The following is a 19,487-nucleotide window of genomic DNA, read 5'->3' on the forward strand; positions in this document are numbered from 1 at the left end:
GCCCTTGCCCCCACCCGTGATGGTCGCAGCATCGGATCTCTCCTCGTAATGTTCTGATTGTCTGGTGTTGTTCTTGGCGTGGCCCAGGGCGCTGCGGCGTCCATCTCTCCCCTTGCGGGAGAGAATGGAATTTCAGCATCTTAGCGAACGCTAAGTGCCAGAAACTCCAAGTGAGGGGGCAACCGCTCGAAAGCTCACATCCCCGTCTTTCCCCCAGCCCGCGTGGTCAGCCGGACCAGAAGGCCAAGCCCCCACCAGGCAGTGAACGAGGCAAGCGTCGCGCCGGCCAGCATGGTCTCGGCTGCCGACAGGTGCTGCGTCAGCCCCAGCCGCGTCGCGCACCAGACACCGGTCGGTCCGCCGAAGATCAGCCCGCAGGCGACACCGGTCAGCAGTCGCCCGACGGCCTCGCGGCGGCCCTTGGGCAGGAGATAGACCAGCGAGATCGCGGAGCCCGCGACAGCACCGATCAGACGTGCGGAAAACACCCCGCCGTCATGGCTGAAGTCAGTCATTTGTTCATCTTTCGCGATTAATCTTGGACCCGCGCCGGCCTGAACGATCCCGCCTCTGTAGGCGTCGGCCGGCGCAATTTCCCCCTCGCAGAACCGGCACCCGTCGCCGATCGCCGCTTCATGTCGCACATGAAGTGCCGCCGTTTTCGCGAGTCCGTGGAATCGCTTAGGCGCCAAAGCTGAGAATTTGATTCCGGACCTGAATGTGGCGGATGAAGTGCTTGCGGTTCCGATTCAGGTTGAAGTGCGAAACTTGAGTTCCTCGCAAACGCGAGAAGTCCCGCTCGCGACCGCGCCCCACCCTCAATAGCCCACCGCCTCGCGCTTTTCCTCGTCGCTCAGGAAGCCTGCCGCGCCGACCCGTGCCCAGAGCGCGTCGCGCTCGGTGGCAAGGCCCGCGACCGTGTCGAGATCCGGTTCCAGCCGCAGGGCCTCGCCAGTGATTTGGCCGAGAAACACCGAGAGGCTGGCGGCTATGCGTGCCACCAGCGGCAGCACGGTCAGCCGGTAGAAGGCGCGGTTGGCCTCCTGGTAATTGGCATAGGTGTTGTCGCCGGGAATGCCGATCAGTATCGGCGGCACGCCGAAGGCGAGCGCGATGTCGCGGGCGGCGCCATTCCTCGCCTCGACAAAATCCATGTCCTTCGGCGAAAGCCCCATCGACTTCCAGTCGAGCCCGCCTTCGAGCAGCAACGGCCGGCCGGCGCGCATCGGGCCGGAATAACCCTCGTCGAGTTCGGTCTTCAGTCGCTCATACTGGTCGGCCGAAAGATTGCCGCCCTCCTTCGGCTGGTAGACCAGCGCACCGGAGGGCCTTGCCGAATTGTCGAGCAGCGCCTTGTTCCAGCGGCCCGAGGCATTGTGCAGGTCGAGCGCCACCTGGGCTGCTGCCAGTGGTGGAAATCCCTGGTGGTCGTCGAGCGGATGAAACAGTTTCAGATGCAGCAACGCGCCCGCCGCAATCCGCCGTGCCGCTCCGCCGGCGCGGTAGTCGTAGCCGACCGGCCAGCCATCGGTGCCGAGCACCACGCCTGTCCGGTCCGGCCTGAGCAGATGCAGTTCCGCCGCGCGTTCGCCGAGCGTCAATGGCTCGACATAGGCATTGCCGGCGAGCAGCAGGTGGCCATAGAGCGTCTCGAGGAAGTCCGGGCCGGTCATCGCCGGGTTCGGCCGCGCCAGAAGCGCGAGCGCCGGGTGATCCGGCCGTTCGCCGCCGTCCTGATAGGCCAGCCAGGGAATGCTGGCCGCCGCCTCGGAAATCATCCGCACCGCACGATAGGCGACCGGGTTCTTCATGAAACCTTCGCGCGACAAAGCACCGTAGGAGCGGCCGGTCCAGCGCGCCTGCCCCTCGCCGGCAATCAGCGCCAGGGGGCCGGTTATGGCCTTTTCGTCACGCACGGCCTTGTCTGCCGAAGACCCTGTCCTCGACATTGTCCACGGCATTCGAAATGGGATCTTCATCAGGTGTCTCCGTTGATCGTGGAGGAGCGGTCGTTCTACGCATGCGGGGTTTCGGCTGCGGCAAGGCTATCCGTATGTGAGATGGGCCGTTACCCCCCTCTGCCCTGCCGGGCGTTCGTCACTGCAAACGATTCACTGGATCGTTTGCTCTGCTGCGCAGACCATTCCTCACCCCCCACACGGGGGGAGATCGATCTGCCGCACCGGCACTGCCCCGACAATCGTCAGCCTTGCACCCGACATCAAGGAAGAGGCGTCGCACAAGTAAAAGCGCACAACGTGTCGGACGATCTCCCCCCATGTGGGGGAGATGTCGGCGTAGCGGACAGAGGGGGGTGCCCCCAAAGTGCAGTGCCAAGCCGAAAATGCGCCGCCTTTGACGGTCAGATCGCCTCGGTCACTGCCGCCCCAACCTCGTAATCCGCCGCAAAACGCTCTTCGCGCAGCGGCTTCACCCGGTCGATGCTGTCCTGATAAAGCGGATGAGCCTTGTAGGCGGCAAGTGCCGCCGCATCGTCGAATTCGCCGTAGACGATCAGGTCAATACCCTGGTCGAACTGGTCGGTCTTCACATTGGTGCCGATCTCCAGCCGGCTTGCATGCGGAATACCGGTGAGGATCGACAGCCCTGCCCGCACGGCATCGAGATTTTCCGGCCGGACGGTGAAGAAGACGATATGGCGGATCATGGCGAACTCCCGGCAACAGATCAATGCTGCGGCGCGATAGCATGACCGCCTCCCCGGCTCAATGCCACGCCCGACCTCGCGACCGGCCCGGCGACCCGACCACCCGACCGACCGAACTGCCAAACTCAAAGCCCCGCCCGGATCGCCGCGTCGAACAGCCGGGCGGTGGCCGCGACCTTGCCGGCCCGCTCCTGCCCGTTGATGATCCGGCGCGCGCCGATCCAGTCGGCCTTCTGGCCGTCGAAATAGTCCCTCAGCCGATGGCCGGTGAAGGTACCCTCTGTCATGCCGGAAAGCATGATCGCAACGGCAATATCGGGTCGCAGCGCCAGATCAGGCTCGGCCAGCAGATCGGCCCCCGTCACCCGGCTCATCGCCGCATAATTGACCTTGTGCGTCAACTGCACCAGTCCACGGCCGAGCCAGCTCTTTCCGTCCGCGTCGCGCCGCCAATAGGGCGTCGCCACCCAGGGCAGCCGACCGCCGCGCCAGGCGCGCTCGAGGATGGCGATAGCTTCGTCGTCGCTGAAAGCCAGCGTCTCGCGCACCGGCTGCATGCGCGCTGCCGTCTCGTGATGGGCGGTTGCCAGCATATAGGCAAGGCAGCGCGGATCGCCCCAGCCGCGCCGCTCGAAACGGTCGAGAATCGCCTCCATGCCCGCCACCTGATCAGCCGTCAGTCGACCGCCGAACACGGCCGCGCGGACGCCGGCAAAGAACGTCTTTCTGGCGATCGGCATGGCGACCCCTCAATTCTGGCGGGTGAAAAAATGGTGAAGTTGAAAGGGGCGCAGCCGGCCCCGAAAAAATCTGCGGATTTAAACCGATTGAAGAAAATTCAATCGTTTAAAGGGGCATCGGTCCATATTTACAAAGATTTAACACTGTGGAACCTTCCGCTCACAAGGACGTTTGAGGCACAGACTTCCAACGCGAGGAGGATAGACATGCAGACGAATACCGCTTCCCAGACCAAGGCCCCGGCCGTATCAGCCACCTCATCGGCGCCTATTCCGGCCCATGTGCTGGAACGCCTGGAAAACGAATGGCGCCAGATGCGCGCCAGTTCGTCGCAACCGTCATCCGCTTCGAAATAAGCGATCCACCGCTCAAGTTTCAGTTCAAGTTCCAGACCGGCGTCGAAAGGCGCCGGTTTTGTTTTGCCCTGTTTTGTTTCGTCCTGTTTTGTTTTGACCGCAATGCCAGCCCCGCCCGCTCTTCTCCCCGTCAAGACGGGGAGAAGATGCCGGCAGGCAGATGAGGGGGCAGGCTCCAACGCCAACGCCAACGCCATTGCCCACACGAACACCAAAACCAATGCTCCCGCTCAAATCCCCCGGATGCGCGGCTCGCCGCCGCCCTCCAGCATCAGCGCGGTCAGTGCCCAGACCAGCGCATCGAGCCGGTCGGGCGAACGTCCGCTGCTCAGACCATCCGGGCCGAAATCGCACATCTGGTCTTCCAGAGCCGAAAAACGCGCCGCATGCACGACCCGGCCCTGCTCGTAGAGTGCGGCCACCGGTTCGGCGCGGAGAAACTTGCCGCGTGTCGCCCGCACCGTCGTAATCGGCAGGGATGCCTCGATGCCGGTCAGCACGCTTGCCACCATGTCGCCGCCCTGGTTGATCTCGGCCACCACCCGGTCGGCTTCGAACCGGCGAAAGGCCGCGACCACGGCGCGGGCCCAGACCGCCGGGCTTGCCCCTTCGACCGAGACATCGGCCAGCACCACCGCCTGGCCATTCTCTTTCAGCCCGGCAACCACGATGCCGCAGCACGACGATATGCCGCCTGCCGGCGGATCGACCGCCACGACGATGCGGCGCAGGGGTTCGGTCACCCTTGTCACCAGTTCGTCCAGCCGCTGGCGCTTCCACAGGGCGTCCGGCCGATCCTCGATCAGTTCGCCGTCCAGTTCCTGCCGGCCAAGCCGCGTACCGCCATAGCGGGCGTCGAGCGCTGCAATGAAACCCGGCGCCAGATTGCCGGCATTGCCCGCCGTTGATATCCGGGTCAGTGCCGTCGTCGCGTCCTTGATCAGCCGCTTCAACAGCGGCACGGCGCGCGGCGTCGTCGTCACCACCTGGCGCGGCCGATCGCCCAGTCTGAGCGCAAACTGCAGCATGTCGAACGTCGCGTCCGCATGTTTCCATTTCGCCAGTTCGTCGCACCAGGCCAGATGAAACTGCGGCCCGCGCAGGCTTTCGGGATCTTCCGACGAAAAGATCTGGGCCATGGCGCCATTCGGCCAGACCAGCCGCCTGCGGCTGATCTCGACCTCCGGCACCATCGGCCCGGCAAGGCGTGCAAGGCCCGACGCGCCGTCGATCATCACTTCGCGGGCGTCACCCAGCGTCTCGGCGACCAGCGCGATGCGCAGATCCGTGCGCCGGCCCGCAGCCAACACCTGCGCCTGCACCCATTCGGCCCCGGCGCGCGTCTTGCCGGACCCGCGACCGCCGAGGATCAGCCAGGTCAGCCAATCGCCCACCGGCGGCTGCTGCTCCGTGCGGCCGACCAGCGACCAGTCGCGCAGCAGAAAAGCCAACGCTGCCGGCTCAAGATCGGACAGCGCGCCGGTCAGGTCCAGTGCCCGCAGATCGGAAACCCTGTGATCCGGCACCGAAGGACCGCCGAGAGCATCAGCTACCGCCCTTGCCGAGGCCACCGCCACGGTGCGGCACGCATTGACAGCGTCCATGCCCGTTGAAAATCCATCCAAAGTGCCAGTCGCCTTGCGCTGTTGCCCGCGCTGCACCCGCCCGTCACTGCTCTTGGTCATCGCCACTCCTGACGCCTTTCCTCTCCCCTTGAGGGAGAGGACGGAAAATCACGATCTTAGCCAAAGGCTAAGTCGTAGATTTTCCTGGTGAGGGGGAAACCCCATTCCGACAAAGCCCCCCTCATCTGCGAAATCTGAGGTTTAGCCTGCGGCTAAGCCTTCGATTTCGCTTCTTCTCCCTCAAGGGGAGAAGCAAGGCGTCGTTTTCAGGCGCGTCCCTCGAGAACCTCGACAAGATGGCCAAGAACATCATTGAGGCTGGAATAGACGTCCTGGTTCCAGAAGCGCAAAACCCGGTAGCCGAGCGTGTTCAGATACTGGTCCCGCACCAGGTCGTGGCTGCTTTCCGCATGTTGAAATCCGTCCAGTTCCACGACAAGCTTTCGTTCCTGACAGACAAAATCCGCAATATACGGACCGATCGGCACCTGCCGGCGAAACTTGAAGCCATTCAGCAAACGATTGCGAATATGCGACCAGACGATCGCCTCGGCATCCGTTGCGTCCTGGCGCATCGATCGCGCTCTGCTGCGGGCAAGTGGCGGAAAGGTCCTGGACATGGCGAAACCTCTTTTCGAGATTGTGCCAAAAGCCCGTTGAAACACAAGCTTAGCCCCGAAAGCCCACCTGCGGCGGTGCCATAGCACCGACTTGTCACCTGCCATCAGCGCCAACCTCGACGCCTTTCTTCTCCCCTTCGAGGGAGAAGAAGCGAAATCGAGGAATTAGCCGCAGGCTAAACCTCAGATTTCGCAGATGAGGGGGACACGCCGCAAAGCAAAACCACGCCCGCCAACACCCCTCACCCGCCCGGCGGCGCCCGCGCAGCCAGTTCGACCTCGACCCGCTCCGCCACCCGCGCCTCGATCATCAGCGCCAGCTTGCGGCGCAAGGTCTGCGGATCGTGGCTCAGCTGCTGCCGCTCATCGGCCTCGGTCCGGTCACGGGTCAGCTGCCGCTGCAGGCTGTCGATCTTTTCCAGCGTGCGGATGATCAGTGCGATCGCATCGGTCGCCGCCTTGATATCGGCGCGCGCCAGCTTGGCGGCTGCCTCGTCGGCACCGTCGAGCAGCGCATCGGCCGCCGAACGCAGCCGTCGAAAGAGATCAAACTGCGCCCGCATCTCGAGGGTGAAATCGGCAAGCAACCGCGCCAGTTCGCGACTGGCCCCCTGATGCGCCCCACCATCTGGCTCATCCACCGACTTGACCTCCAGCGGTGCCAGCAGCGCCAGATCCCCAGGTTCGTCCTCGTCCTCGTCATCGGCCATCATGCCCGCCTCCCGAAACAAAAAAAGCCCGGGGATCCCCGAGCTTCAAACGTCCATATCGAACCACACCGGCCGCCATCCGCAGATTTCCGACCATGAGCAAAACTAGCAAAACAGCGTCACGCCGTCAAGGATTATTTTCCTATCTCGCGAATTTCCACATCCCTCACGCCGCCCTCGACCGGTCGCGGCCCTGGCGCTTGGCCTCGTAGAGCGCCTGGTCGGCGCGGGCGAGCAGAGTGCCGGCCGTGCGCGGCAGTCCGGCTTGCGTGCCGGCGAAACCGGCGCTGACGGTGACCACCGAAAGCCCGTCGGTGCGGGCCGGATGGGGAATGGCCAGCGTGCGCACCGCCTTGACCACGCGGTCGGCGAGAAAGGATCCGCCATTGGCCGCATCCATCTGGAAAATCAGGGTAAACTCCTCGCCACCATAGCGGGCGGCAAAGCCGTCGTAGTAGCGCGCATAATCCGCCAGGCGCTGGGCCACCAGCTTCAGGCATTCATCGCCCGCAGGATGGCCAAGCAGGTCATTATAGGGCTTGAAATGGTCGACATCGACCATCATCACCAAAACGTCCGACCCGTCCTCCAGCCAGCCCGCCAGCGTCTCGTCGAGATGGCCGCGATTGGCGATGCCGGTCAGCGTGTCGGTGCGCGACAGGTCGCGCAGCCGGTCGCCCAGCCGCTCGGCCCGGTCGGCCCGGCGCCGCGCATCATATTCGGCAAGAAAGGACCGGCAACGCACGCGCTCGACATGCCAGTTGGCATACAGCGTCAGGAAGGCGCCGGTGACGATCTGCACCAGAAAGGGGAAATGCAGCGCCGGATCGATGCCGACCTTGGTCTTGACCACCGCAATGGCGACCCCGCAGGTGATCAGGGTGAACGGCACGGCATAACGAAACCGCAGCACCAGCAGCATGTTGCCGAAGACCAGCGCCAGCGGCAGTTCGCCAATCGTATAGGTCGCCAGCGGCGATTGCGACAGCCACAGCAGAAAGAGCGGCAGCAGGCTGGCGAGCATCACGCCCGGCAGCAGGAGCGCTTCGCGCCAGTCCGCCGGCAGGCGCGGCACGAGGCAGAAGATCAGCAGGGAACCCGGCGTCAGCAGGCAAAGCCGCAGGAACACGGTCCAGGACTGGATATCGGCCATCAGGTAGAGGCTGGTCAGATTGTAGACATTGTAGACCGCAAGCCCGACCAGAATGGTCTGGCGCAGATGCACGATGCGCATGGCGCCATAGGCGCGCTCATGCGCCGCCTCGACCTCGGCGCCCATCCGCAAAAGCCAGTCCTGCCTGGCGCCAACCCATGTCAATCCCTGCATGCCCAAGCCTCGATAATCGGTAACGCTCTTGCGCGTCCGACAACAGGTCCGCTTGTCTCGCAAACAGATTTCTAAATTAGACGCGATAGTCGTTAAAACTTGAAATGACCGTCATTTTCCTCAGGCGATCGGCCTTTGCGCCACAGCCCTGACGGTATGGGCGGCCCCTCAGAGCTTGACCGGTGTGTAACCAGCCTCGCGGATCGCGGCTTCGGCCCTGCCGGCAACCTCGGCGTCGCCCGCGACGCTGACCCTGTGGGCTGCAAGGTCGACCTGCACGGCAACACCCGGAAGCGCTTCGGCCAACGCCCTTGTCACGGCCTTTTCGCAATGGCCGCAGGTCATGTCCTCGACCGAAAATTCTGCACGCATGTCCACGTCTTGCTCCTGTAAAGCCTGCTCTCGCCGATCTCTTCGGCCTGCTTCTGCACCCTGCCCCGATGGCAAGGTCAAGTGTTTTTCCTCACCCCGCCCCCGGCCTTTTGCCGCAGCGGCTTGCCGGCGAGGTCGGCGAGGATCGGACAATGCGGCCGCGCGTCGCCCTGACAGCTGTCGGCCAGATGGCTCAGCGTGTCGACCATCGACTGCATCTCGGCGATCTTCACCTGCAGGTCGGCGATATGGCTGACCGCCAGCGCCTTGACCTCGCCGCTCGCCCGCTCCTTGTCGGCCCAGAGTTTCAACAGCCGCTCGGTTTCCTCCAGCGAAAAGCCGAGATTGCGGGCGCGGCGCACGAAGCGCAGCCGGTTGACCTCATCCTCGTCATAGACCCGGTAATTGGCCGCCGTGCGTCCTGCCGGCGCAATCAGGCCGATCTCCTCATAGTAGCGGATCATCTTGGCCGAAACGCCGGAAGCCGCCGAGGCTTCGCCGATATTCATGTGGTTCTCCTTGGTTATTTCGTTCTGGATGACGATGCCCCTTCACCATGACGAAGCCCCCTCACCTGGAAAATCTACGACTTGGCTGACGCCAAGACCGTGATTTTCCGTCCTCTCCCTCCAGGGGAGAGGAGAAACGCCACCTTTGTTCTCCTCCGGGAGGGACCGTTCTTCTCCCCTGGAGGGAAAAGAAGCAAAATCAGCATCTTAGCGTCAGCTAAGTGCTAGATTTTGCAGATGAGGGGGACGGCCCAATAACAACATCCGCCCCCACATCCGTCACCCTCGCCCGCTTCAGCCGCAACGCATTCGACAGTACAAACACGCTCGACAGGCCCATGGCACCCGCCCCGACCATCGGCGAGAGCATCCAGCCGAAGGCCGGATAAAGCGCGCCGGCGGCAACCGGGATCAGCAGCACATTGTAGCCGAAGGCCCAGAACAGGTTTTCACCGATATTGCGCATCACCTTTCTCGAAAGCTCGATCGCATGCAGGGCACCAGTGAGGTCGCCACCGACCAGCACCACATCGGCACTTTCGATCGCAACATCGGTGCCGGTACCGATCGCGATGCCGGCATCGGCCGTGGCCAGCGCCGGCGCGTCGTTGATGCCGTCGCCGACAAAGGCGAGTTTTGCGCCGTTTGCCTGCAGGTCTTTGATCACCTTGACCTTTCCCTCGGGTAGAACCTCGGCGACAAAATCATCGATACCGGCCTTGGCCGCAATCGCGCGAGCCGTGCGACCATTGTCGCCGGTCACCATCATCACCTTCAGCCCCATCGCCTTCAGCGCCGCAATCGCAGCAGCGCTGGTCTGCTTCAGCGGATCGGCCACCGCCAATGCCGCCGAAAGCCTACCGTCGATCGCGACATAAAGCGGACTTGCGCCCTGGTCGGCCAGTTCGGCAACACGCGCCGAAAGCGGCGTCACATCGAGCCCGAGTTTCACCATGTAGCGATCTGCACCGGCCGCAACCGTGCGGCCGGCCACGCTTCCGGCCAAACCAAAGCCGGCCACCGCCTGCATCGTCTCGACCGGTTGCAGGATGAGCCCGCGCCCTTCCGCCGCCCGGACGATCGCATCGGCGAGCGGATGTTCGGAGCGTGCCTCGAGGCTGGCAACAAGGCTGAGCACCTCCGCCTCGTCAAAACCGTCGGCCACGACGATCTCGACCAGTTCCGGCCGGCCCTTGGTGATCGTTCCGGTCTTGTCCATGACGACGGTGTCGATATCGGCCAGCGTCTGCAGCGCCTCGCCCTTCCTGAACAGCACGCCGAGTTCGGCGGCCCGCCCGGTGCCGACCATGATCGAGGTCGGGGTGGCCAGCCCCATGGCGCAGGGGCAGGCGATAATCAGAACGGCAACGGCCGCGATCATGCCGTAGGTATAGGCCGGCTCCGGCCCGACGGCCAACCAGACGAAGAAAGTGACGATCGCAACCGCGATCACCGCCGGCACGAACCAGAAGGTCACCTGGTCGACCAGTTTCTGGATCGGCAGCTTGGCCCCTTGCGCTTCACCGACCATGCGGATGATGCGCGACAGCATCATGTCGGCGCCGACGCCGGTCGCGGTAAACCTCAGACTGCCGGATCCGTTGACCGTGCCGCCGATCACGGTTGCCCCCGGCCCCTTCTCGACCGGGATCGGCTCACCGGAAATCATCGCCTCATCGACAGCACTCGTGCCGTCGATCACCGTGCCGTCGACCGGAATGCGCTCGCCCGGACGGATCACCACGACATCGCCGAGCACGACCTGACCGACGTCAAGATCGACCGTCCGGCCGTCGCGCTCGACCCTTGCGGTCTTTGCCTGCAGGCCGGCCAGCTTGCGGATCGCCGCCCCAGTCCGGCCCTTGGCGCGGGCCTCGAGCAGGCGGCCAAGCAGGATCAGCGTGACGATAACGGTAGCGGCCTCGTAATAGACATGCCGGGCTTCGGCCGGCAGCAGGCCAGGCGCAAAAGTCGTGACCAGCGAATAGAGATAGGCAGCCCCGGTGCCGATCGCGACCAGCGCATTCATGTCCGGCGCCAGCCGCAACAGTGCCGGTACACCCTTGACGAAAAAGCGCCGGCCAGGACCGAAAAGCACCAGCGTCGCCAGCACGAATTGCAGGTAATACAACGTGTTGCTGGGGAAAACATCCATCAGCATGTGATGCAGTGGCGGATAGAGATGGCTGCCCATTTCCATGATAAAAAGCGGCAGCGACAGGGCAAGCGCGATCCACACGTCACGTGTCAGGACGGCGATCTCGCGCGCCTTGGCCTGCTCATGCTGGTCGGTCTCGCCGGCTTCCGCCTGCAGTCTTGCCTTGTAACCCGCCTTCTCGACCGCCCTGACCATGGCCGGCACGGCATTCCTGCCGTCAAGCACAGTCACCAGTGCCTTGCCGTTCGCCAGATTGACCGACGCTTCCTCGACCGCGGCCACGGCTTTCAACGCCTTTTCCACCCGTCCGACGCAGGAGGCACAGGTCATGTCGTCGATATCAAGCGTGATCACCTCGGTCCTCGGCTCATAGCCGGCATCGCGCACCGCCTTGACCAGTGCAGCGGCGGAAAAGCCGGGGCCGGTGGTCACAGACAGGGTCTCGGTGGCAAAATTGACAGCGCTCGTCTCGACGCCTTCGACTTTCGCCGCCGCCGTCTCGACCCGCTTGACGCAGGACGCACAGGTCATGCCGTCGACGGGGATCTGCAGCGTCTGGATGTCCGGCTGGAGGGCTTGGTCTGGTCTGGATTGCATGTTCATGGTCATTCACCTCTGCCCCCTACATGGACCTTCCCATCATGGGAGGGTCAAGGGGTAGGTGAGGATTTTTGTGGGGGATCACGTCTCGGGTGATGCATCAGGCCAGCGTTGCGCACCATGCAGAAGGCGCAGGATCCGGACACGATCCTGAAGAACAACATAAGCCGCAATGTAAGGCGTGCCGTTGACGACGATTTCTCGCGTTCCTTCGATCCGGCCGGGCCGTCCGCTTTCGGGGAAATCCGTCAACCTGCCTAGGGCTGCGGCTATGCGTTCGTCCATGTCGACCGCCGCGCGCGGATTAACAGCTTCGATGTAGTCGAAGATCAATGCACGGTCAGCCAGAGCATAGGCTGACCAGGTGAGCTTCACGTCGCCTCACCACCCAGTTTGCCACGCGCTTTCTGCCGCCTTTCGGCAAACCGCGCCTCGACGTCCTCATCCTCGACATCAGGACGCGGATCATCCAGCGCCTGCAGCACCTTCCGGCGAAACCAGGCATCATGCGCTTCCGGGTCAGCGAGCAGTTCCAGCGGCAAGGCGCCTTCATTGGCGGTCCGGGTCAGCAAAATCCGCACGGCGTCGGAGACCGTCAGGCCCATGCGCTCAAGAACCATTGCGGCCCGATCTCTGATGTCCGGATCAATCCGGGTCTGGACGAGTGCGTTGGATGGCATGGGCAAACTCCGTTGGATGCAAAGAGTGTAATGCAATCGCATGACGTTCGCAAATCATATCGCCCCCGACCTCTGCTCCATGCTTACGACTGCGTTGCGGCGTCGCCAGAAATGTGTTACATGTAACATGCTCACTCCCGAGATCGATCCATGGCAACACCTGTCAGCAAACGTGTGGAAAAGCGGCGACAAGCAATGCGCGCGGCCGGACTGCGGCCGGTGCAGATCTGGGTGCCGGATACCCGTCGGCCGGGTTTCACGGAGGAATGCCGGCGGCAGGCGCGGCAGGTGGCAGCAGCGGACGCAGGCGATCGCGAACTGCAGGATCTGCTCGACGCTGCTCTGGACGATCTGACAATAGGACTTGCCGAGGATCAGACTTGAGACGCGGCGACGTCGTCACGGTTGCGATATCCGGCGATTTCGGCAAGCCGCGCCCCGCCCTGATTGTCCAGGCCGACGCCTTTGCCGAGACCGGCACCATCGCTGTCCTCCTGATTTCCAGCACGCTTGTCGATGCGCCGCTGCTGCGACCTGACCTGGCGCCCGCGACCGAGAACGGGCTCATCCAGCCCTCGCAGGTGATGGTGGACAAGATCATGGCGGTGAAGCGCGAGCGGATCGGCGCGGTGATCGGACGGGTGGACGACGAGACCCTGCTGACCGTCACACGGAGCATGGCGGTGTTTCTCGGGATGGGGTGAGATGATACACAGCGACAGACTACCAGGCGCGGACGCAAGACACACCACATACGCCGCCAAAAGAACTGCGGGAACGGGGCTTTCGAATGGCGTTGCCAAAATTAACACTGGTGAATTGGATAAAATCGGTCAGCGCGGGAGGAGCCTTTCTGATTTTGATCTACGTCCTTCTTCCGTCGATCACTTTGCTCAACGTGCTTACCCACCCAACTAATAAGCAAACATTCGTGCTCATTTTGACAATATGTCCCGGAATCCCGGTCGCCATATTCGGCATTTGGCTGGAGATAAAATCGATTGCAACTCGCATCCGCAACATTCAGGAGAAGTCAGACGGCTAACCAAGCTTTCCGCTATGATTTCACCTTCGCCATGCGCACAGAATGAAATGTAGGCTCCCTTGAGCGTCCTACCCAACCTCTTCGCATATCGTCAGCGGCCAGCAGACGACGAAGCCCCGATATCAGGATGTGGATCATACAGCGCCCAAAGCTCCGTTGGCATCGCTGTGAAAAGCGGAACTGTCGTCTTCTCATCCGTCAACGATCTATCGCGACGTCAGTCAGCCTGCGGAACAGTCGCCGCCCCGCGCCTCGCTCACACCTCTTTCAGCAGCCCCGAGGCGAGCGCGCGAAACGCCTCGATGGCCTTGGGCAGGACGTCGCGCGGGCACTCGCTGGCGGCGATCCACAGTGCGGCGTTGAGGGCGGCGCCACTGACCAGCCGCGCGGCAGCTTCTGCATCGACGGGCTTCAGAACGCCTTTTGCCAGGAGATCGACAATCGCCTGCCGGGTCGCGACGAGGCAGCTGTCCTGGCTCGGCCATCGCGACGGGTCACCGAGGACCGCGGGGCCGTCCAGAAGCACGATGCGCTGGATCTCCGGGTCCAGCGCCATCTCGATATAGGCGACACCCTCGGCAAGCAGCGCCTGCCAGCCGTCCTTTTGACCGGCTCCAACCGCCTTGGCGCGGGCCGCCATCTCGCTGTCGATCTGGTGGACGACGGCGGCCAGCAGGCCGCGCTTGTCGCCGAAATTGTGATAGAGCGCGCCGCGCGTCAGGCCGACCTCTGCGGTCAGTTCATCCATCGACGCCGCCGCATAACCTTTGGCGGCAAAGGCCCGGCGCGCTGCGGCGATCAGCCGGGCGCGATTTTCTTCCATCTTTTCCAGACGCTTGGCAGCCATGGCGACGCCTTCTCACATACGTTGCGTATTTGAATTTGACATACTATGCGTATGTGAATATCAATTCCACATACGTACCGTATGTCACCGGGTATATCACTGGCCGTTGATGACGGGAAGTCACAACAGTTCACGGTGGCCCTGCGATGTGTGCAAGCGATCACGAAAGGATCCGACAATGAAAAAACGCGACGCAGTCTTCCCGGCCAACCGGCACGCCCTCTATGAAGCGCATGGCTATTCGGCCGCCATCCGCTCGGGCGATTTCCTGTTCGTCTCCGGACAAGTCGGCAGCCTTGAGGATGGCTCCGCCGAACCCGATTTCGAAAAACAGGTGGAAAAGGCGTTCGCCAATCTAGAGGCCGTACTGAAGGCAGCCGGTTGCAGTTTCGACGACATCGTCGACGTGCAGACCTTCCACACCGATCCGCAAAACCAGTTCGACACGATCATGGCGGTGAAGAACCGGGTTTTCCCCGCAGCACCCTACCCGACTTGGACCGCGCTCGGCGTCACCTGGCTTGCCGGTTTCGACTTCGAGATCAAGGTGATCGCACGATTGCCGACGGCCGGCTAAGGCGGAAGACGATCAGGAGGCCGGAAAACGACCAGGAGGATTGGGCGGGTTCCCGCCCTACTCCACGGTCTCGCCCACGGTCAGCGGCCAGTCGACGACAAAATCTTCGAAATCCTCGACATCGACTTCGTCCTCCGAAATCGTCCGGCCTCTGGCCGATATGCCGGCCTGGTGCACGGTGTCGGGGTCGCCGGAGACGAGAGGGTGCCACCAGTAGAGGTCGCGGCCCTCATGCACGAGGCGGTAGCCGCAGGTCGGCGGCAGCCAGGCGATGGTGTCGACCTGGTCGGGGGTGAGCTGGATGCAGTCGGGCACGATCGTCTGGCGGTGCGAATAGTCCTTGCACTGACAGGTATTGCCGTCGAGCAGGGTGCAGGCGACGGAGGTGAAGACCACCTCGCCGGTGTCCCAGTCCTCCAGCTTGTTGAGACAACAGAGGCCGCAGCCGTCGCACAGCGCTTCCCATTCGGTCAGGCTCATCTCGACCAGGCTTTTCGTCTTCCAGTAAGGGGTCTCGGTCATGCCGCCTGTCATGCTCGCTCTCGTGCCTGTTGTCATACTGGTTCTGATGCCGGTTCTGATGCTGGCATGAACGCCCTGCATGCAATTCTTCTTGTTCTTTGCGGCCAAATCGACCATCAATCAGCAAAGGCCGATTTGCCCGTGGCTCGCCCCGGTCCTGACCCGTTCAGGCCTTCGCGTCAAGGGATTTGCACAGGGATTTGGGTCAGGCTGGCGCGGCCGCACGCCCCGATCCAACGGGGCAGACGGGCACGGCCGCGAAAAATGCGATCTGCCTGATGTAAGGCTGAGAAAAAAGGCAAGACCAAGGTGACCGAGGACAACACCCCAGCACCGGGGAAGAAACCCCGCCTGAAGCGGCATTTCTTCCTGCGGATCGACAGCTGGCTCGACAGCACGCTGTGGAATGCCGGTTATGACCTGGTCGAGATCTGGGAAGAGATCACCATCTTTTTCCGCCGCTTCCGGGTGCGCGGGCTGACCAAGCTTGGCTTCGAACTGGCCGGCGAAGCGATGACGCTCGGCACGGCCGGTATGGTGGTTCTCCTGACGCTGGCCCAGCCGGCGCTTGAGGAAACCAAGAAGGACTGGCGCAATCACGACAATTTCGCCGTCACCTTTCTCGACCGCTACGGCAATACGATCGGCCATCGCGGCATCATCCATGAAAACCTCGTGCCGATCGACGACCTGCCCGATCACCTGATCAAGGCGGTACTGGCGACCGAGGACCGGCGCTTCTTCGAGCATTTCGGCATCGATTTCCTCGGCCTTGCCCGTGCCATGACCGAAAATGCCAAGGCCGGATCGGTCGTGCAGGGCGGCTCGACGCTGACCCAGCAGCTGGCGAAGAACCTGTTCCTCACCAATGAGCGGTCGATCGAGCGCAAGATCAAGGAAGCCTTCCTTGCGGTGTGGCTGGAAGCCAACCTCTCGAAGAAGGAAATTCTGTCGCTCTATCTCGACCGCGCCTATATGGGCGGCGGCACGTTCGGGGCAGCGGCGGCCTCGCAATTCTATTTCGGCAAAAGCATTACCGAGGTGACGCTCGCCGAAGCTGCCATGCTCGCCGGCCTGTTCAAGGCGCCGGCGAAATATGCGCCGCATGTCAACCTGCCGGCGGCGCGCGCGCGCGCCAATGACGTTTTGACCAACATGGTGCAGAGCGGGCTGATGAGCGAGGGCCAGGTGGTTTCGGCAAGGCGCAATCCGGCGACCGTGGTCGATCGCGACGAGGCGGAAGCGCCCGATTATTTCCTCGATTGGGCCTTCGACGAGGTGCAGCGGATCGCGGCACGCTTCAAGGATCATACGCTGGTCGTGCGCACCACGATCGATACCGGTCTGCAGCAGGCGGCCGACGAAGCGGTTGCCTCGTCGCTGCGCGAATATGGCGAGAGCTACAATGTCCGCCAGGGCGCGCTGGTGATGCTGGAAAGCGGTGGCGCCGTGCGTGCCATGGTCGGCGGGCGCGACTACGGCGAAAGCCAGTTCAACCGGGCGACCCGGGCACTGCGCCAGCCGGGCTCGTCCTTCAAGATCTACACCTATGCGCTGGCGATGGAGAATGGCTATACGCCCTCGACCATGGTCACCGACGGACCGATCTCCTGGGGCAACTGGAGCCCGCACAACTACGGCAACAGCTATGCCGGCCGGATCACCATCGAGACGGCGCTGGCGAAATCGATCAACACCATTCCGGTGCGACTGGCCAAGGAAAAGCTAGGTATCGACGCGATCATGGCAACGGCAAAGGCGATGGGCGTCGAGACGCCGCTGCGCAAGGACGTGACCATTCCGCTCGGCACGACGGAAGTCACCGTGCTCGACCAGGCAACGGCCTACGCCGTGCTGCCGGCCGGCGGCTACCAGTCACGCCGCCACGGCATCGCGCAGATCATGAACTACCAGGGCGAGGTGCTCTATGATTTCGACCGCGACGAAAAGCCGGCCGACCGCATCCTGACGGCGCAGGCGGCCGCCTACATGAACCAGATGATGACCAAGATCCCCTATATCGGCACGGCGCGCCGCGCCGCCCTCGATCACGGCATCGTCACGGCCGGCAAGACCGGCACAACCCAGGCCTACCGCGACGCCTGGTTCGTCGGCTATACCGGCAACTATACGGGCGCCGTCTGGTTCGGCAATGACGACTATACCTCGACCAACAACATGACCGGCGGCTCGCTACCGGCGATGACCTTCAAGAAGCTGATGGATTATGCCCATCAGGGCATCGACCTGAAGCCGATCCCCGGCATCGAAAATCCCCTGCCCGGCCCGGATGCGGCAAAAGCCGTGGCCGAAGCCAAGCCGGCCGACGATCCGGCAGCCCTGCCGCCGATGGTGCGGCCACGCTCGCTGTCGGCGCAATCGACCCGGCTGATTCGCGATATTGCGGCGAAACTGCGGCTGGCAGCGCCGCTTGGGCCTTCACAAAGCGCATCCATCCTGAATTGACACAGACGGACTGCCACCGGTCCGGCGGCGACACCCCATTTTTAGGGTGCCATTAATCATAGTCCAAGCGATCCTGGCGGGTTTCCCGCATCGGCACACATCCTTCACCCATGCTTAAATCGGCTGGGCTAAGAATCAGGCCAGATTTGATCAACGCATTTTCTTTCGGTGATTGTGCATCCATGACGAGATGGTCGACCTTGTTTCCGCGACTTCGCATGACAGCGGACCAGCAGAACGCATTTCTTGCCCTGCGCACGCCGGCCCGGACCCGGCTGCTGCTCAGCTCGGTGATCGGCGTCTGCATCTTCTATCTCGCCTGCATCCTGCTCGACATCCTGCTGCTTGGCGACGTGACGTTGCTGGCAATCAGCCTGCGCTTCGGCGTGGTGCTGCCGGTGGCGCTGGTGCTGATGCGCTATGTCTCCGGCGATCATCCGATCGTTAACAAGGAACATGCGGCTCTTGGTGTCGCCATCCTCGGCAATGTCTGCTGGTGTCTCATCCTGGTGTCGAGCCGCAACCCGGCGGTGCTAGGCTATTTCTATGCCGCCGCCTCGTTCCAGATGGTCGTGACCATTGCCGCCGCATCGCCGTTTCGCCCCAGCCTGATCGCCAGCCTGCTGATCTTCGTGCTCAACTATTCCGTCATCTGGTTCCTCGAAGGCAGCAGCGGGTTTTACGTGCTGCAGCATCTGGCGGTCTATCTGCCGACGGTCGGCATGACGCTTCTGGTCAGCTACCAGCTGGAAAGCGAAGCGATCGCCAACTTCCTGCAGAGCCAGGAAAACGAGGTGCTGAAACGGGAATTGTCGCGGCAGAACAAGGATCTGGCACGGCTGTCCGTGACCGATCCGCTGACCCGGCTGTCGAACCGGCGCGGCACCGATGGCGAGCTTTCGCGGCTCAGGCTGGAAATGCCGCAGGCGATGGAAAACACCGTCGTGCTGATCATCGACGTCGATCATTTCAAGGCGTTCAACGACGGCTATGGCCATGGTGCCGGCGACGACTGTCTGAAACGGGTGGCGCGCGCCATGCGCCGGGCGCTGCCGCTCGACGCGCATCTGGCCCGCCAGGGCGGGGAGGAGTTTCTCGCCATCCTGCCGGGAACCGATGCCGACAAGGCAGGGCATTTCGCCGAAGCCGTGCGCCGCTCGGTGCGCCAGCTCGGCATTGCCCACGAGTTCACCCGCGACCGCAACCGGCATGTCACCGTCAGCGTCGGTGCCGCCACCGGCACGATCCTCAACGACGACGACTTCCAGTCCCTCGTCGACGCCGCCGACCAGGCCGTCTATGCCGCAAAGGCCGACGGCCGCAACGGCTGGCGGATCAACGAACGGCAACAGGTGGCGCAGGATGTGGCGTGAAGGCCGGCATCACGGTTTTGCCTGACCGGGCGGTCAGGCGGCAAGGCCGGCGGCCGCGATGGCTGGCGGATCAACGCGCGGCACCTATTGTCTCCGGACAGCCAGAGCCTTTTGGCACCCCCCTCTGCCCTGCCGGGCATCTCCCCCACACGGGGGAGATCTGCGCGAGGCTGGCCTTTTGCACGATCTGGCCCCGTGATCTGGCCCTGGGATCTGGCCCTCCAATCTGGCCCTGGGATCCACCAGTGTGGCCCATGCAATCGGCGGCGGGTGATCTCCCCCCTTGTGAGG

The 19,487-nt window shown here is 63.1% G+C and carries 21 protein-coding genes; 5 read left to right on the forward strand and 16 right to left on the reverse strand.

What is annotated here, in order from left to right; translation table 11 throughout:
* Positions 1-194: 194 nt before the first annotated feature.
* The 14 genes from GVK95_RS24585 to GVK95_RS24650 form a co-directional block, all read right to left on the reverse strand.
* Positions 195-515: a DUF6107 family protein gene (locus tag GVK95_RS24585; protein WP_159953316.1), complete on the reverse strand. Its 321-nt coding sequence runs from the start codon at positions 513-515 to the stop codon at positions 195-197.
* A gap of 303 nt (positions 516-818) precedes the next feature.
* Complete coding sequence (locus tag GVK95_RS24590) at positions 819-1,979, reverse strand: phage portal protein (protein ID WP_159953317.1); 1,161 nt, start codon at positions 1,977-1,979, stop codon at positions 819-821.
* A gap of 383 nt (positions 1,980-2,362) precedes the next feature.
* Positions 2,363-2,668 (reverse strand): Dabb family protein, encoded by a 306-nt coding sequence (locus tag GVK95_RS24595; protein ID WP_159953318.1) that lies wholly within the window; start codon positions 2,666-2,668, stop codon positions 2,363-2,365.
* A 125-nt stretch (positions 2,669-2,793) separates the two neighbouring features.
* Positions 2,794-3,408 (reverse strand): glycoside hydrolase family 19 protein, encoded by a 615-nt coding sequence (locus tag GVK95_RS24600; protein ID WP_159953319.1) that lies wholly within the window; start codon positions 3,406-3,408, stop codon positions 2,794-2,796.
* Positions 3,409-3,536: 128 nt separating this feature from the next.
* Positions 3,537-3,980, reverse strand: a complete 444-nt coding sequence (locus GVK95_RS24605; RefSeq protein ID WP_159953320.1) for a hypothetical protein — start codon at positions 3,978-3,980, stop codon at positions 3,537-3,539.
* A 15-nt stretch (positions 3,981-3,995) separates the two neighbouring features.
* The gene (locus GVK95_RS24610) at positions 3,996-5,450 is read right to left on the reverse strand and encodes a terminase family protein (RefSeq protein ID WP_244618886.1); all 1,455 of its coding nucleotides are present in this window, start codon (positions 5,448-5,450) and stop codon (positions 3,996-3,998) included.
* A 206-nt stretch (positions 5,451-5,656) separates the two neighbouring features.
* On the reverse strand, positions 5,657-6,010 hold the full coding sequence (locus GVK95_RS24615; protein WP_159953321.1) for an endonuclease domain-containing protein: 354 nt from the start codon (positions 6,008-6,010) through the stop codon (positions 5,657-5,659).
* 242 nt (positions 6,011-6,252) lie between these two features.
* A complete protein-coding gene (locus tag GVK95_RS24620) occupies positions 6,253-6,723 on the reverse strand; it encodes a hypothetical protein (protein ID WP_159953322.1) in 471 nt (156 codons plus the stop codon).
* Between the two features lie 163 nt (positions 6,724-6,886).
* Positions 6,887-8,047, reverse strand: coding sequence for a diguanylate cyclase (locus GVK95_RS24625; RefSeq protein ID WP_159953323.1), 1,161 nt, complete (start codon positions 8,045-8,047; stop codon positions 6,887-6,889).
* A 168-nt stretch (positions 8,048-8,215) separates the two neighbouring features.
* Entirely contained in the window at positions 8,216-8,419 is a 204-nt protein-coding gene (locus tag GVK95_RS24630; protein ID WP_159953347.1) for a heavy-metal-associated domain-containing protein, read from the reverse strand.
* Between the two features lie 77 nt (positions 8,420-8,496).
* The gene (cueR, locus tag GVK95_RS24635) at positions 8,497-8,928 is read right to left on the reverse strand and encodes a Cu(I)-responsive transcriptional regulator (protein WP_159953324.1); all 432 of its coding nucleotides are present in this window, start codon (positions 8,926-8,928) and stop codon (positions 8,497-8,499) included.
* Positions 8,929-9,145: 217 nt separating this feature from the next.
* Positions 9,146-11,695, reverse strand: a complete 2,550-nt coding sequence (locus tag GVK95_RS24640; RefSeq protein ID WP_159953325.1) for a heavy metal translocating P-type ATPase — start codon at positions 11,693-11,695, stop codon at positions 9,146-9,148.
* Positions 11,696-11,767: 72 nt separating this feature from the next.
* The gene (locus GVK95_RS24645; protein ID WP_159953326.1) at positions 11,768-12,061 is read right to left on the reverse strand and encodes a type II toxin-antitoxin system RelE/ParE family toxin; all 294 of its coding nucleotides are present in this window, start codon (positions 12,059-12,061) and stop codon (positions 11,768-11,770) included.
* Positions 12,058-12,366 carry a type II toxin-antitoxin system RelB/DinJ family antitoxin gene (locus tag GVK95_RS24650; protein WP_159953327.1) on the reverse strand — a complete coding sequence of 103 codons (309 nt, stop codon included), beginning with the start codon at positions 12,364-12,366 and terminating at the stop codon, positions 12,058-12,060. Before GVK95_RS24650 ends, GVK95_RS24645 begins: the two co-directional genes overlap by 4 nt.
* Before the next feature lie 150 nt (positions 12,367-12,516).
* Between GVK95_RS24650 and GVK95_RS24655 the strand changes: the two genes are divergently transcribed.
* Together GVK95_RS24655 and GVK95_RS24660 are read left to right on the forward strand one after the other, a co-directional pair.
* Entirely contained in the window at positions 12,517-12,750 is a 234-nt protein-coding gene (locus GVK95_RS24655; RefSeq protein WP_159953328.1) for an antitoxin MazE family protein, read from the forward strand.
* On the forward strand, positions 12,747-13,070 hold the full coding sequence (locus GVK95_RS24660; protein WP_159953329.1) for a type II toxin-antitoxin system PemK/MazF family toxin: 324 nt from the start codon (positions 12,747-12,749) through the stop codon (positions 13,068-13,070). The genes GVK95_RS24655 and GVK95_RS24660 overlap by 4 nt, the downstream gene beginning before the upstream one ends.
* 597 nt (positions 13,071-13,667) lie before the next feature.
* Here the strand turns inward: GVK95_RS24660 and GVK95_RS24665 are convergent.
* The gene (locus tag GVK95_RS24665) at positions 13,668-14,258 is read right to left on the reverse strand and encodes a TetR/AcrR family transcriptional regulator (RefSeq protein WP_159953330.1); all 591 of its coding nucleotides are present in this window, start codon (positions 14,256-14,258) and stop codon (positions 13,668-13,670) included.
* A gap of 178 nt (positions 14,259-14,436) precedes the next feature.
* Here GVK95_RS24665 and GVK95_RS24670 point away from each other — a divergent pair, with 178 nt between their 5' ends.
* Positions 14,437-14,835: a RidA family protein gene (locus tag GVK95_RS24670; RefSeq protein WP_159953331.1), complete on the forward strand. Its 399-nt coding sequence runs from the start codon at positions 14,437-14,439 to the stop codon at positions 14,833-14,835.
* A gap of 57 nt (positions 14,836-14,892) precedes the next feature.
* Here the strand turns inward: GVK95_RS24670 and GVK95_RS24675 are convergent, their stop codons facing one another.
* Positions 14,893-15,357: a YcgN family cysteine cluster protein gene (locus GVK95_RS24675; RefSeq protein ID WP_159953332.1), complete on the reverse strand. Its 465-nt coding sequence runs from the start codon at positions 15,355-15,357 to the stop codon at positions 14,893-14,895.
* Between the two features lie 309 nt (positions 15,358-15,666).
* Here GVK95_RS24675 and GVK95_RS24680 point away from each other — a divergent pair, with 309 nt between their 5' ends.
* Both GVK95_RS24680 and GVK95_RS24685 read left to right on the forward strand, forming a co-directional pair.
* Positions 15,667-17,823 carry a PBP1A family penicillin-binding protein gene (locus tag GVK95_RS24680; protein WP_159953333.1) on the forward strand — a complete coding sequence of 719 codons (2,157 nt, stop codon included), beginning with the start codon at positions 15,667-15,669 and terminating at the stop codon, positions 17,821-17,823.
* 218 nt (positions 17,824-18,041) lie between these two features.
* A complete protein-coding gene (locus GVK95_RS24685) occupies positions 18,042-19,196 on the forward strand; it encodes a GGDEF domain-containing protein (protein WP_244618887.1) in 1,155 nt (384 codons plus the stop codon).
* The last annotated feature ends 291 nt before the right edge of the window (positions 19,197-19,487 follow it).

Origin of the sequence: Rhizobium sp. 18065, from assembly GCF_902706095.1 — a bacterium.
Classification (GTDB): Bacteria; Pseudomonadota; Alphaproteobacteria; order Rhizobiales; family Rhizobiaceae; genus Allorhizobium.